The 13853-nt window shown below is 67.8% G+C and carries 13 protein-coding genes and 2 tRNA genes; 9 read left to right on the top strand and 6 right to left on the bottom strand.

What is annotated here, in order from left to right; all coding sequences use genetic code 11:
- The first annotated feature begins 2 nt into the window (after nt 1-2).
- The 9 genes from GC150_02500 (at nt 3) to GC150_02460 (ending at nt 8102) form a co-directional block, all read left to right on the top strand.
- Complete coding sequence (locus tag GC150_02500) at nt 3-1076, top strand: ATP-binding cassette domain-containing protein (protein ID MBI1383764.1); 1074 nt, start codon at nt 3-5, stop codon at nt 1074-1076.
- Nucleotides 1073-2353 carry an aminotransferase class III-fold pyridoxal phosphate-dependent enzyme gene (locus GC150_02495; GenBank protein ID MBI1383763.1) on the top strand — a complete coding sequence of 427 codons (1281 nt, stop codon included), beginning with the start codon at nt 1073-1075 and terminating at the stop codon, nt 2351-2353. Before GC150_02500 ends, GC150_02495 begins: the two co-directional genes overlap by 4 nt.
- 31 nt (nt 2354-2384) lie before the next feature.
- Nucleotides 2385-3089 carry an FCD domain-containing protein gene (locus GC150_02490; protein MBI1383762.1) on the top strand — a complete coding sequence of 235 codons (705 nt, stop codon included), beginning with the start codon at nt 2385-2387 and terminating at the stop codon, nt 3087-3089.
- Between the two features lie 48 nt (nt 3090-3137).
- Complete coding sequence (locus GC150_02485; protein ID MBI1383761.1) at nt 3138-4019, top strand: EamA family transporter; 882 nt, start codon at nt 3138-3140, stop codon at nt 4017-4019.
- A 73-nt stretch (nt 4020-4092) separates the two neighbouring features.
- The gene (locus tag GC150_02480) at nt 4093-4398 is read left to right on the top strand and encodes an ETC complex I subunit (GenBank protein MBI1383760.1); all 306 of its coding nucleotides are present in this window, start codon (nt 4093-4095) and stop codon (nt 4396-4398) included.
- A gap of 141 nt (nt 4399-4539) precedes the next feature.
- A tRNA-Arg gene (locus tag GC150_02475) sits at nt 4540-4616 on the top strand.
- Nucleotides 4617-4836: 220 nt separating this feature from the next.
- Nucleotides 4837-5535 (top strand): SDR family oxidoreductase, encoded by a 699-nt coding sequence (locus GC150_02470; protein MBI1383759.1) that lies wholly within the window; start codon nt 4837-4839, stop codon nt 5533-5535.
- Nucleotides 5536-5580: 45 nt separating this feature from the next.
- Nucleotides 5581-6408, top strand: coding sequence for a carbon-nitrogen hydrolase (locus GC150_02465; protein ID MBI1383758.1), 828 nt, complete (start codon nt 5581-5583; stop codon nt 6406-6408).
- A gap of 59 nt (nt 6409-6467) precedes the next feature.
- Entirely contained in the window at nt 6468-8102 is a 1635-nt protein-coding gene (locus tag GC150_02460; GenBank protein MBI1383757.1) for an NAD(P)-binding protein, read from the top strand.
- A gap of 541 nt (nt 8103-8643) precedes the next feature.
- On the opposite strand, the gene metC is transcribed toward GC150_02460, so the two are convergent.
- The 6 genes from metC to GC150_02430 all read right to left on the bottom strand — a co-directional run bounded on the left by metC (nt 8644) and on the right by GC150_02430 (nt 13579).
- A complete protein-coding gene (metC, locus tag GC150_02455) occupies nt 8644-9828 on the bottom strand; it encodes a cystathionine beta-lyase (GenBank protein MBI1383756.1) in 1185 nt (394 codons plus the stop codon).
- A 114-nt stretch (nt 9829-9942) separates the two neighbouring features.
- A complete protein-coding gene (sseA, locus tag GC150_02450; GenBank protein MBI1383755.1) occupies nt 9943-10803 on the bottom strand; it encodes a 3-mercaptopyruvate sulfurtransferase in 861 nt (286 codons plus the stop codon).
- Nucleotides 10804-10908: 105 nt separating this feature from the next.
- Nucleotides 10909-11625, bottom strand: coding sequence for an alanyl-tRNA editing protein (locus GC150_02445; protein MBI1383754.1), 717 nt, complete (start codon nt 11623-11625; stop codon nt 10909-10911).
- Nucleotides 11626-11640: 15 nt separating this feature from the next.
- Nucleotides 11641-12687 carry a cysteine synthase A gene (locus tag GC150_02440; protein ID MBI1383753.1) on the bottom strand — a complete coding sequence of 349 codons (1047 nt, stop codon included), beginning with the start codon at nt 12685-12687 and terminating at the stop codon, nt 11641-11643.
- A gap of 414 nt (nt 12688-13101) precedes the next feature.
- Nucleotides 13102-13177: transfer RNA gene (locus GC150_02435), tRNA-Val, on the bottom strand.
- A 123-nt stretch (nt 13178-13300) separates the two neighbouring features.
- A complete protein-coding gene (locus GC150_02430; GenBank protein MBI1383752.1) occupies nt 13301-13579 on the bottom strand; it encodes a hypothetical protein in 279 nt (92 codons plus the stop codon).
- Nucleotides 13580-13853 lie beyond the last annotated feature (274 nt).

Raw genomic sequence — 13853 nt, 5'->3', positions numbered from 1 at the left:
CCATGCCAGCAAAAGCGGTCGAGGTCATCGGGGTCGGCAAGCGTTTCGGCGAGGTCGAGGCGGTGCGCCCGCTCTCGCTGCGCATCGAGGCCGGCGAATTCCTCACCCTCCTTGGTCCCTCCGGCTGTGGCAAGACCACGCTGCTGCGCATGATCGCCGGCCTCGAGCAGGTCAGCGAAGGTCGCATCCACGTCGGTCGGACGGATGTCACCGACTTGCCGCCCAACCGTCGCGACACCTCGATCATGTTCCAGGACTACGCCCTTTTCCCCCACAAGAGCGTCTTGGACAACATCGGCTACGGCCTCAAGATGCGCGGCATCGCGCGGCCCGAGCGCGACCGCGCGGCGGGCGACTGGCTGACGCGCATTGGTCTCGACGGTTACGGCGCGCGCGCGCCGCACCAGCTCTCCGGTGGCCAGCGCCAGCGCGTGGCGCTCGCACGGGCCCTTATCGTCGAGCCCGGCGCCCTCCTCCTCGATGAGCCGCTCGGCGCGCTCGATACGAGCCTGCGCCGCCAGCTCCAGGGTGAATTGCGACGCCTCCACCGCGATGTCGGCCTGACCTTCGTCGCCGTCACCCACGACCAGGAGGAGGCGATCACCATGAGCGATCGCATCGCCGTGATGCGCGATGGGCGCATCGAGCAGGTTGGACCGCCGACGGAGATTTACGACCGGCCGCGCACCGAATTCGTCGCCGGCTTCCTCGGCCGCTGTAACCTGGTCGACGGAACCGTTGCCGGCCGCCACCAGGGCGATCTCCTCGTCGATGCCGGCCCGCTCGGTCGCATCGTTGCGGGGACCCCGGCGGGCAACGCCGCCGCCGCCGAGGGAACCCGCGTCCGTCTCGCCGTTCGCCCGGAATCGATACGCATTTCGGAGGGCGCCCCAGCGCGGGCCGTGGTTCGAGACGTTGCGTTCGCCGGCTCGGGTCTGCGCCTCGATCTCGTCTCGCGAGACGGTACGGTCCTAGAGGTCGACGCCCGACGCGACGATCCCTCGCCCGCGCCGGGTGACGACGTCGGCCTTTCCGTCCTCGAAGGTGCCGCGACCGTACTGGAGCCGGGGCCATGATCGATGCCGCAACGACGCTGGCCCTGACGCGCGCTCACGAGAGTGCGTCCGCCAACACCTTCCGCCTGGTCTCCGATCCGCCGGTTTTCGTTCGTGGAGAGGGGCCATTCCTCTTTACGGACGACGGCGAGCGCTACCTCGATCTCGTTTGCGGTTCGGCCACCACCAATCTCGGTCACGGCCATCCAGCCCACGTCAGCGCCATAGGCGAGGTGCTGTCGACCGGCATTCTGCACACCGGCACGCGCCTGCCGTCCCCGTGGCGAGCCGAACTCTATCGCAGCCTCGTCGATATCCTGCCCGCAGGCATCGATACGGTGCAATTCGTCAATTCGGGTGCCGAGGCGATCGAGGCCGCAATCAAGGTGGCGCAGTACGCGACCGGGCGCCGCCGGCTGGTCGCCTTCGAGGGAGGCTATCACGGGCGCACCCTCGGCGCTCTTTCGATCACCTCCGGCGAGCGCATCCGCGCGCCATTTTCCACCCTCGAACACCTCGTCGACATCCTGCCGTACGCCGATGGATCGCCCGCCCGCTCGGCCTCGGCCTGCCTTGCCGAGGCCGAGCGCCTGCTCGAGCGCCGCGCCGACGGGGGCGATCCGCCGGCGATCATGGTGGTCGAGGCGGTTCAGGGCGTCGCAGGGGTCATCGAGCCTCCTGCGCCCTTCCTCGAGGGTCTCGCCGAACTCTGCCGGCGCCACGACGTCGTGCTGGCGCTCGACGAAATCTGGTGCGGTTTTGCGCGGGCCGGTCGCTGGTTCGCCTTCGAGCGTGCCGGCATCGCGCCGGATCTCGTCGTCATGGGTAAGGCGCTCTCGGGCGGCCTGCCGCTCGCTGCCGTCGCCGGCCCCGCGCGCCTCCTCAAGGCCTGGCCGCCGGGCATGCACACCAGCACCTTCCAGGGCAATCCGCTGGCCTGCGCCATGGCGGTCGCCGGCATCGAGACGATCGCCGGTGAGCGGCTCGCCGCGCACGCCGAGGAGGTGATCGCCCCGATGCTGCGCACCCGTCTCGCCCCGCTCGCGGGCTCGGCCGGGGTCGGAGCTGTTCGTGTGGTCGGGGCGATGGCCGCCGTCGGCATCGAGGCGACCGGGGCCGGCAGCGGGAGCGAGCGCAATGCGGCCATGCAGACGGCGCTTCTCCGGCGCCGCATCCTCGCCTATGGAGGAGGGCGCGGGGGGGATTGCCTGATGCTGCTTCCACCGCTCAATCTGGAGGCCGGGATTTTGGCTGAGGCCCTCGCGGCCGTCACCGAGGTGATCGGCGCATGCCCGTGAATGCGATCGCGGCCATCCGGCTGGAGGTTCGATGAGTGGCACCCATACGATGAGGCATGCCAGGGACGCCCAGGCGACGGGCGGCGACGGGGCGGAACTGCCGAAGACGCTTTCGTCGCACCTGCTCGAGCGCCTGCGCTGGCGGATCATCACGGGCGAGCTGGAACCGGGCCGGGCGCTTCGCGAGCAGGACATCGAGCGCGAATTCGGCTCGAGCCGGGGCCCGGTGCGTGAAAGCCTGCGCATGCTGCTCCAGAACGGTCTCGTCGAGTACCAGCAGCGTCGTGGCTTTCGCGTGCGCACCTACAGCGTCGAGGACGTCCTGCACCTTTACGATCTGCGCGCGAGCCTCGAAGGTCTCGTCATCGCCTCGCTCGAAGGGCGCCCGCTCGAAGCCCTCATCGTCGACCTCGCCCAGAGCAACGCGCGTATGCGCCGCCACTTCCAGGCCAAGGACATCGAGAGCTATTTCGCCGAGAACCAAGTGTTCCACGATCGCATCATCGCCTACACCAGCAATCGCCCCATCACTGAGGTGATGGCCTACGTCAACGAAATTTCGCTGCCGGTTCGCTATCGATTGATGCGCGTCACGCTCATGTCGCGCCGCTCGCTCGACTACCACGAGCGCATCGTCTCCTTCCTCGAGAAGGGCGACATCGCGGCCGCCCGGCGCGAGACCGAGGAGCACATTCTCGTGAACCGGGAGGCAGCGGCGGCTCTCTATGCGCGCTGATCGATCCCCGCCAGAGCCCCGTCGAGTTGCGCGCGAGGGCGCGAACAGATGACACCCGCGCTTCTCGGCCTCATTGCCGCCCTCTCCTGGGGGCTGCACGATTTCGCCGCACGCTTTGCGAGCCGAAGTGTTGGTCCGCTGCGCACCGTCGGCGCCGTCACCGCCTTCGGTCTGCTCGCCTTGACCGTGTTGCTCGCCGCTCTCGGACGCTGGCCGGTCTGGCACCTGGACGGCCTCTGGCTGGTGGTCCTCAGCGGGGCGGGCTTCGCCCTCGCGACACTCTGGCTGTTCGCCGCCCTCGCTCTCGCCCCGATCTCGCTCGTCGCCCCGATCGTCGGCTCATATCCCGTTCTGGTGGTGCTCTACGAGGTGGCGACCGGCCGCGTGCCGACGCTCCTCGATGCGCTCGCGATCGTCGGTGTCGTCGCCGGGGTGGCGATCGTGGCGAGCTATGCGCCGGACGAGCCGGGCTCCGCGGCGCCCGAGAACCCGCGCGCCGGCCGCGCCGGTGTCCTCGGCCTCGCGCTGCTCGCCAATCTCAGCTTTGCCCTCGCCATCACGCGCGGCCAGCGTGCTGCCCCTGTTTTCGGTGAACTCGAGGCGACGTGGCTTGCGCGCATCGTCGGCTTCGCCACGCTGGCCCTGGTGCTGTTGGTGACGCGCACGGGGATGCGCTTGCCGGTACGCTGGCTGCCCCTGCTGATCGCGATGGGGCTGTTGGACGTCATGGCCCTCGCCGTGCTCCTTGCGGCGGGCCATGGACCGGGAGCGTCCATCGCCACGGTGGTCTCGAGCTGTTTCGGGGCTGTTGCGGTCCTGCTCGGGCGGATCGTCCTTGCCGAGCGCGTCCATCCGCTGCAGTGGCTCGGCATCGTCATGGTGTTCGGTGGCGTCGCCGTGCTGCTTTCCGGCAACCCGGCCCCCGGTTGACGCCCCTCCGGCGGCGCGTGTAGACGACGCATGGTTCACGTTGCCAGCCATCATCAGCAGGGGTCGAACGCCCGTGACCGCGCGCATTTTCAAGCCCGCCAAGACCGCCATGCAGTCCGGCATGGCCAAGACGCGCCAATGGGTCCTCGAATACGAGCCCGAGGCGCCGCGCTCGATCGATCCGCTCATGGGCTGGACCGGCTCGAGCGACATGAAGGGACAGGTTCGCCTCACATTCGAAACGCGCGAAGAGGCCATCGCCTACGCCGAGCGCAATGGCCTCTCCTTCCGCGTGATCGAGCCGAAATCCCGCCGGCCGCTCGCAAAATCCTACAGCGACAATTTCAAGTTCGGCCGCATCGGACGCTGGTCGCATTGACCGGCGCGGTGGCTGGACCACGGGTGCCCCGTTGGCGACGATGCGCCAGAACTTCGAAACAAGGGGACCACAGGCGGCAGGCGCCATCGTCTTGCCAAGCCCGCCCCGCGCCGCCAACATGCAGGCCGAGCGGCCACATTCGACCCCGTAGCTCAGCTGGATAGAGCATTCGCCTTCTAAGCGAATGGTCGCAGGTTCGAATCCTGCCGGGGTCGCCAACTCTCGCCTGTGCATACCGGAGACATGGGCCACAGATCGTACCGATCACATCGGTAACAGCCTCGGGCGGAACGGGTTGTCGAGGGGTTGCAGGGTTTTCTCTTCCAGTGTCCAGCCCGGGCAGCCTCGGCCTGTCTCTGGCGGTCGCCTCTGGTGGCGGGCTAGGATGGGTGCGAGGTTCCCCCGGCAGGATCGCCGGCCTCCAGATCGAGGTGAGCAATGACCAAAGTCGCCATCGTCACCGCCGCGGGTCGCGGCATGGGGGCCGCCGTTGCCCGGCGCCTCGCCGCCGACGGCTATCGCCTCGCCCTCCTCTCGCCCGGCGAAACCGTTCTCCCGCTCGCCGAGGAACTGGGTGGCATCGCCCTGCGTGGCAGCCTGACCGAGCCCGCCGATATCGAGCGCCTGGTCGCCCTCGCCATGGAGCGTTTCGGACGGATCGATGCCGCCGTGATCAACACTGGCCATCCGCCGAAGGGCCCTCTGCTCGAACTGACCGACAGCGATTGGCACGCCGGCCTCGACATGGTTTTCCTCTCCGTCGTGCGACTGGCCCGGCTCCTGACCCCCCAAATGGAGCGCCAGGGCGGCGGTGCGTTCGTCACCATCACGTCGGCCTGGGCACTGGAACCGCAGGCGGCGTTCCCCCTCACCACTTTGCGCGCAGCGGTGAGTGCATGGGTCAAGCTCTATGCCGATCTCCACGCCGCCCGCGGCATCCGCATGAACGCGGTGCTACCCGGTTACATCGACAGCCTGCCGGAAAAGCCCGAGCGTCGCGCCGCTATTCCGGCCGGCCGATACGGCGAGGTGCGCGAGATCGCCGACACTGTGGCCTTCCTGCTCTCCGATGCCGCCAGCTACATCACGGGCCAGAGCCTGCGTGTCGACGGTGGGCTCATGCGCAGCGTGACCTGAGCGCCCTTCAAGGAGGGGAAAATGACGGCGGCACCGAGCGAGACGATGCGCCTTGCGGTACTCCAGGCGACGCCCGTGAGCCACGGCATCGGCGAGGGGCTCGCGCGGCTCGAGACGGCAGCGCGCGGTGCTGCCGAAGCCGGTGCCCGCGTCCTCCTCACCCCGGAGATGTTCCTGTCTGGCTATGCCATCGGCGCCCCGGCGGTCGCCCGTGCCGGCGAGGCGATCGCCGCGAACGGCACGCACGAGCGGATCGCCGATCTGGCCCGCGCGCACGGTCTCACCATCCTCTATGGTTACCCGGCCCCGGTCGCCGGAGCCACGGGATGGCACAATGCCATCCGCTTCGCACTGCCTGATGGCACGCTTTGTGTGCCTTACGCCAAGACGCATCTTTATGGTTCCCTGGATCGTGCCCAGTTCGTTGCGGGCGGCACGCTCCCGCCGCTCCTCGAACTCGACGGCTGGCGGCTCGCCGTTGCCATCTGTTACGACATCGAGTTCCCGGAACTCGCCCGTGCCCATGCGCTCGCGGGCGCCGACGCCATTCTCGTGCCGACCGCCAACATGCGCCCGTTCGAGAGCGTTCCAAGACGCCTCGTGCCGGCGCGGGCAGAGGAAAATGCGCTCTACGTCGCCTACGCCAACTACTGCGGCAGCGAGGGCGAGATCGTGTATTGCGGCCTTTCGTGCATTGCGGGCCCGGATGGCGAGGACGTGGCGCGGGCCGGGGACGGCGACTGCCTGCTGATCGGGGCCTTCGATCGCGGTCACCTGGAAGGCAAGCGGCGCAACTACACACACCTCGCCGACCGCCGTCCCGAACTCTATGGCCCGGTCGTCGCTCCGCCGTCGGCCCGCCCGCGCGGCTAGAGCCGGGATCGGCCCTTTCGGATAAGGAGATAAATATGTCGAACGGCGCGCACATGACGATGTTCGGCCCGGACTTGCCGTTCGCCTACGATGACTGGCTATCGAGCCCCGAGGGCCTCGGTGTGCTGCCCGGGGAGCGTCACGGCACGCGCATCGCCGTCATCGGCTCCGGCATCGGCGGGCTCGTTGCCGCCTACGAATTGATGCGCATCGGCCTCCAGCCGGTGGTCTATGAAGCCGGCCGGCTCGGAGGCCGGTTGCGTTCCGAACCATTCGAGGGGGCCGACGGCATCATCGCCGAACTCGGCGGCATGCGGTTCCCGCGCTCGTCGAGCGCCTTCTGGCACTATGCCGACAAGATCGGAGTGGAGCGTCGCCCATTCCCGAATCCGCTCACCGAGGCGGCGGGGTCGACGGTCATCGACCTCGAAGGCGTTTCGCACCATGCCCGCACGCTCGCCGATCTGCCCGTCATCTTCCGCGAAGTGGCCGAAGCCTACGACGCCGCGCTCGAGGAGGGGGCGCGCTTTTCCGACCTCAAAGCGGCGATCGCGCGGCGTGACTGGCGCGCGATCAAGGAGATTTGGGATCCGATCGTGGAGGCCTGGGACGAGCGCACCTTCTACGACTTCGTTGCCTCGTCGTCGTCGTTTCGGCGGCTGTCCTTCCATCATCGGGAGGTTTTCGGTCAGGTCGGTTTCGGCACCGGCGGCTGGGATTCGGATTTCCCGAACTCGATGCTCGAGATCCTGCGCGTCAACGCCACCGAGTGCGACGCCGAGCAGTTTTTCATCGCCGGCGGCGTCGAGCAGGTGCCGCAGGGGCTCTGGCGCCGTCCCTGCGACCGCCCGACCCACTGGCCGGCCGGCGTTTCCCTCTCCGCGCTCAATGGCGGCGCGCCCCGACCCGGCGTCGTCGCCCTGTCGCGCGATGGCGACGGTGATTTCCTCGTGCGCGACCGCTGGGGCCGCACCGATCGCTTTCCCGTCGTCGTCGTTGCAACGCAGAGCTGGATGTTGACCACCTCGATCACCACGGAGGAGCGGCTTTTCAGTCCCAAGCTGTGGATGGCGCTCGACCGCACGCGCTACATGCAGAGCGCCAAGACCTTCGTCATGGTCGATCGCCCCTTCTGGAAGGACGTGGACCCGACGACCGGCCGCAACGTCATGTCCATGACGCTGACCGACCGGCTGACGCGCGGCACCTATCTCTTCGATAACGGCGACGATCGGCCCGGCGTCATCTGCCTCAGCTATACCTGGATGTCCGATGCCCTCAAGGTGCTGCCGATGCCGGTGGACCGGCGCGTTTCGCTCGCCCTCGAGGCGCTCGCGAAAATCTATCCCGGCCTCGATATCGCCTCGCACGTGATCGGCGATCCGATCACCGTGAGCTGGGAGTCGGACCCCAATTTCCTTGGCGCCTTCAAGGGGGCGCTCCCCGGGCACTACCGCTACAACCACCGAATGTTCGGGCACTTCATGCAGGAGGGGCTCGCGCCCGCCGAGCGCGGAATTTTCCTCGTCGGCGACGACGTGAGTTGGACACCGGGCTGGGTGGAGGGAGCTGTCCAGACGGCGCTCAACACCGTCTGGGGAGTGGTTCGCCATCTCGGCGGCGGCACGCCCGCGGGCAATCCGGGGCCGGGCGACGTCTGGGCCGAGCGCGGGCCGGTGCGCCTTTCCGACTGATAGGGCGGTTCGTTCGTGCTCCGGATGGCGGATAATGGGCGGCGTGTTTCGCATGCCCGGGAAGAACAGGTTCACCCCGCCGGCGGCAATGCGTTAAGGCATCGGCAACCCGACCCGCGTAGATTCGGCCTCGATGAGCGCCGGTCGTGGCTTGGCAGCCGACCGCGTTCGTCTCTTCCTAGGGTTCGACTGGGGCGGTCGTCGAGACCGCCTTTTTTTTGTCTTCTCGTCGTCCGGGCAGGTGGCGATTTTGCCGCCGCCGTCGTCAGTGCTGGCGCGAGGGGTGGCCCATGGTTCGCAGCCGTACCACCCCTCCCTTTCGGTGCCTCTTGCAGTGCCTTCCCAGGTTCCGACCGGGCTTGTCGCCGTGGCTCGGGTGACCGTGCGGGCTCTTGTGGATGGCTCCCGGCCCGTCCTCGATCACAAGAGGACCATACCGGTGGGCTCCGTTCCGGTCACCTGGGAGATTACCCGGGGCGGGTGCGTCGGCGGGAGGAGGGGCGTGCGCAGCACTCCGCGGCGCCGCATGAGGAGGTGCCCCTCAGGTCGCGGCGCGAGCCATGGCGGAAAATCCCCGCTCGAGATCGCGAAGGAGATCTTCCGCCTCCTCGAGGCCGATATGGAAACGCAGGCACGGCCCTTCGGCGTCCCACGCCGTGGCCGACCTGTGGCTTCGCGGATCGAAGGGCACCACGAGGCTTTCGAATCCGCCCCATGAAAATCCCATTCCGAACAGTTTGAGGGACTCGACGAACGCGCGCAATCCCTCCCTCGGGACAGGCTTAAGGACAACTGAAAAGAGGCTCGAGGCGCCGGTGAAATCGCGCTTCCAGATCGCGTGCCCGGGATGGGAGGGTAGCGCCGGATGCAGCACGCGCGCCACCTCCGGGCGTGTTTCGAGCCAGCTCGCGACCGTGATGCCGGATCGCCAGTGCCGCTCGAGACGCACGGCGAGTGTCCGAATGCCCCTGAGCCCGAGAAAAACCTCTTCGCTTCCCGCGCAGTGACCCGCGTCCTGGATGCCCTTGACGACGGGCAGCCGCGCCCGCTCGTTCGCCGTCACCGTGCCGAGCAGGGCATCGGCGTGTCCGACCACGTATTTCGTTCCCGCCTGGATCGAGACGTCGGCCCCGAGCCGGAATGGATTGCAGTAGAGCGGCGATGCCCAGGTGTTGTCGACGACGAGCCAGATGTCCCTTCCGCCCCGCGCCTCCGAGATCGCCGGAAGGTCTTGCATCTCGAAGGTCTGCGAGCCCGGGCTCTCGCAATAGATCATGCTCGTGTTGTCGCGGATGAGGCTCGCGATGCCCCCAGCAATGAGCGGATCGTAATATTCCACCGTCACGCCGAAACGTGACAGCATCCCCGAAGCAAAGAGCCGCGTCGGTTTGTAGACGCTGTCGCTGACGAGGATGTGGTCGCCCGCCTTCGTCAGCGCCAGCAGCGTCGATGTCACGGCCGCGAGCCCCGAGGGCACCAGCACCGTGCGCGCGCCTCCCTCCATCTCCGCTACGATCTCCTCGAGCGCTTCGACGGTCGGCGTCCCCCGGCGCCCGTAGACGTAGCGCTGGTTGCCGCTCTCGATGGCATCGAGCGTCGGAAAGAGCACGGTCGAGCCGCGATAGACCGGCGGGTTGACGAACCCGTCGAAGCGCCAGGGATCGCGCCCGGCGTGGGCGAGGCGGGTCTTGCGGTCGTGTTTGGTCTCGTCGCTCGGCTTGCTCATTGCGTACTCTGTCGTTGACTGGAATGTCCGGCCCGCCGCCGGCTCGCCTGTTGCAGGTTGGGCAAGCGCGCCCCGAGGGCAGCCCGGAGGCGCCATTCGGATGTGTTCTGCGGTTCAGGCCGGTCCCGTATCGATCGGCACGTCTGGCGTATTTCCCCACTCGACCCATGAACCGTCGTACACCGCGACGTCCTCGCGCCCGGCGAGCGCCATGGCGAAGGCGAGCACGCACGCCGTGAGGCCTGACCCGCAGGTCGCAATCACCGGTCGCCCCGGCTCGACGCCGATCCCCGCCATGGCCGCGCGGATTTCATCCACCGGCCGGAAGCGTCCGTCCGCGCCGATCACTTCGTTGAAGGGCAGATTGCTCGAGCCAGGGATGTGCCCGAGCCGTGCCACTTGGCGCGGCTCCGGCGCCGTCCCCGCGAAGCGCTCGCGCGAGCGCGCATCGACGACGAGGGCGGAACGGCTCTCTGCGACCTCCCGCATGTCGCCGAGATCGCGAACCAGTCCGGCGCGACGGCGGGCCGTGAAGTGCCGTTCCGCACGCTTGGCGGGCGGGCCGTCCTCGAGCGGTCGGCCTTCCGCCTTCCACTTGCCGAGGCCCCCGTCCAGAATCACGACATCCTCGACGCCCATCACCCGGAACGTCCACCAGACCCTGGCCGCGCCGAGATAATTCTCCTTGTCATAGACGACGATGCGCATGCCGTCGCCGATGCCGAGGCGGCGCATGGCGAGCGAAAAGGCGCGCGGGTCGGGCAGCATGTGGGGCAAGTCGACGGAGCGATCGGCGATCGCATCGACGTCGAAATAGACGGCGCCGGGGATACGCTCGGCGAGGAATTCCTGATAGCCGTTGCGCTTTGCCGCCGGCATGTAGGTGCTGGCATCGACGATCACGACATCGGGCGCGGCAAGGTGGCTCGCCACCCAGTCGGTTCCGACCAGCCACCGGTTGCCACCGTCAGTCATATCGTCCTCCATGCCCGCGCGCCTTGCGTCCCAGAAGGAGGGGCGCACTCGTGTCGACGCCCCTTGGCCCCACGATCCACCACTCGACTTCGGCGGAACCGTCGCTCACGTCAATTCGACTCGTATCCGCCGATTGAGCGCGCCCTTCTTTTCGATCTTCGTCACCTTCGCAGTTCCGATCTCGCGCGTCGAGCGCACGTGCGTGCCACCGCAGGGCTGCAGATCGACCTCGCCGATGCGCACCAGCCGGACCCGCCCCGAGCCGCGCGGCGGCTGCACCGACATCGTACGCACCAGCCCCGGATTCGCATCGAGTTCGGCATCCGTGATCCACGTGCTCGAGACCTCGTGGTCGCCGGCGATCAGCGCCTGGAGACGGGCCGTCAGCTCCTCCTTTTCGAGGATCGCTTCGGGCACGTCGAAATCGAGCCGGCCCCTGGCGGCTTCGACCGCCCCGCCCGTCACGGGCGCGGGAATGAGGGAGCAGAGGAGATGCAGGCAGGTGTGCGTGCGCATGAGGTCGAAGCGCCGCTCCCAGTCGATCACCCCTCGCACCGCCCGGCCCGGTGCCAGCAATCCCTCGGCGGGTGGACTGGCCGGCACGTGCAGGATGGTCTTGCGGTCGGCGTCGTAGATCGTGGTCGCAATGGTGATCTCGGTGCCGTCGTCGAGAACGAGCCGCCCGCTGTCTCCTGGCTGGCCGCCGCCGGTCGGATAAAAAACCGTGCGGTCGAGAGCGATCCCGCCCCGCGCGTCGATGCCGGTGACCGTGGCCTCGGTCGCGCCGAGATAGGCGTCGTCGTGGAACAGTGGCGTGCTCACGAATTATCCTCTGCTCTACGCATCGCCACCCCCGGCCGCGACGCGGACGTCGGGAACCTGCGGGAGGGCGGTGAGCCAGGCGGGCGCGGCGAGACCCTTGGTGGCGAGAAACGCGGGGTTGAGCAGCTTGCCCTGATAGCGCGTCCCGTAATCGCAGAGGACCGTAACGATGGTGTGCCCCGGCCCGAGGTCGCGTGCGAGACGGATCGTCCCGGCGATGTTGACGCCGCTCGAGCCGCCGAGGCAGAGCCCCTCCTCCTCGATCAGCCGGAAGACGATCGCGAGTGCTTCCTCGTCCGCGATCCGGTAGGCGGTGTCGATCCGCGCGCCCTCGAGGTTGGCCGTCACCCGGCCCTGGCCGATGCCCTCGGTGATGGATGAGCCTTCCGCCTTGAGCTCTCCCGTCGTCACGTAGCTGAAGATCGCCGAACCGTGCGGATCGGCGCAGGCGATGCGCACCTTGGGATCGATCGCCGCCAGCCCCATCGAAACGCCCGCGATCGTGCCGCCCGAGCCGACCGAGGCCACGAAGCCGTGCACCTCTCCGCCCGTGTCGCGCCAGATTTCCGGGGCGGTCGTGTCGATATGAGCCTGCCGGTTGGCGACGTTGTCGAACTGGTTGGCCCAGAACGCACCCGCCGGCTCGCGCTCCGCCATCGCCTCGGCGAGCCGCCCCGAGTAGCGCACGTAGTTGTTGGGGTCGCGATAGGGCACGGCAGGCACTTCCACGAGCGTCGCCCCGGCGGCCCGCAGGGCATCCTTCTTTTCCTGCGACTGCGTCTGCGGAATGACGATGAGGGCTCTGTAACCGAGCGCCCGCCCGATGACCGCGAGCCCGATTCCCGTGTTTCCGGCGGTGCCCTCCACGATCACACCACCGGGGCGCAGCAAGCCGCGCCTCTCGCCATCGCGGATCATCGATAGCGCGGCCCGGTCCTTCACCGACTGACCCGGGTTGAGGAACTCGGCCTTGCCGAGGATGCGACAACCCGTTTCGCGGGAAGCGCGTTGAAGCTCGATCAAGGGCGTGTTGCCGACGAGGTCGACGATACTGCCTGCGATTGCGCGGGCGGGGGGATTCTCCGGCACCTCGAGCCTCGATCGATGATGGGACGATCCGGGGACGTTAGTCGGCCGAGGGCGCCTCGGCAAGGCATGCCGCCGAAATGCGATCGGCGCCACCGAGGGCGTCGTTGCTCGTCCATCTGGCCCGCCGATTGCAATCCAGCCCTCGCAACGGTTCGGCGGGGGGATGACCGGAATGATCTACGATTGGCGCGACGTGGTGGCCCAGGCGATGCTTCATGCGCTCGGTGCCGGGGCGCTCGTGGCGGCGCTGTCGATGCTGTACGTGCTGAAGTCCCTGGCCGGTATCAACCTGTTCGAGGGGCACTTCATCCTGCACGACGTCTTCTTTTCGTGAGCGAAGACACGGCTCTCACGGGCGCCACGCACGACCCAGAGTCTTGAAGTGGCTGGTGGGCGGTGACGGGATCGAACCGCCGACCCTCTCGGTGTAAACGAGATGCTCTACCAGCTGAGCTAACCGCCCGCATCCAGTGCGCGTGGCGAAAACCCCGCCACGCGTGCCCATCTTTGCAATCTCGCTACCGCTGCCGAGGCGCGACGAGATATGTGCATGCAACTCGCGCGGCCCACCATTCGGCCACCCGGCTCACTTGCCGTTGAGCAGATCCTTCAGCGCCTTGGCCGGGGTGAACTTCGGCACGACCGACGCCGGGATCATGCGGGCCTCGCCCTGCCCCGGTGGCGTCACCATGCGTGCCGGCTTGGTTTTGACCTTGTAGTTGCCGAAACCGGCGATCTTGACCTCTCCGCCATTCTGCATCTGCGTCGTCACGACCGCGAGGAACGCATCCAGAAAATTGCCGGCTTGCTCCTTGCTCAGGTTCAATTTCTCGGCCAGCGCGGCTGCCAGCTCCCGTTTGTTCATCACAACGTCCTTCTGAATATTTTGGCGCCGTCGACAGTCCGGGTGCACAACACACCTGCCACCGCGCAAGCCCTCGTTGCGCGACCGCCGGACAAAGGGGGCTTGCGACGACAACAGGTTCAAGAGTTACGCATGCAAGAGCACTCCCCAACTCCGCAGCGGCGGCCATCTACGGGCGCTGCCGGTCTGTCGTCAAGCCTTCAAGAAGCGACCGGCCGGTCGGTGCGGAACCGAATCTGAAGAGGAAAAGCCGCTTTCCATCATGTGGTTGTGC

The sequence above is a fragment of the Hyphomicrobiales bacterium genome (genome assembly GCA_016125495.1).
GTDB lineage: Bacteria > Pseudomonadota > Alphaproteobacteria > Rhizobiales > RI-29 > RI-29.
The sequence above is the reverse complement of the archived record's forward strand: the minus strand, read 5'-3'. Positions and strand labels throughout refer to the sequence as shown.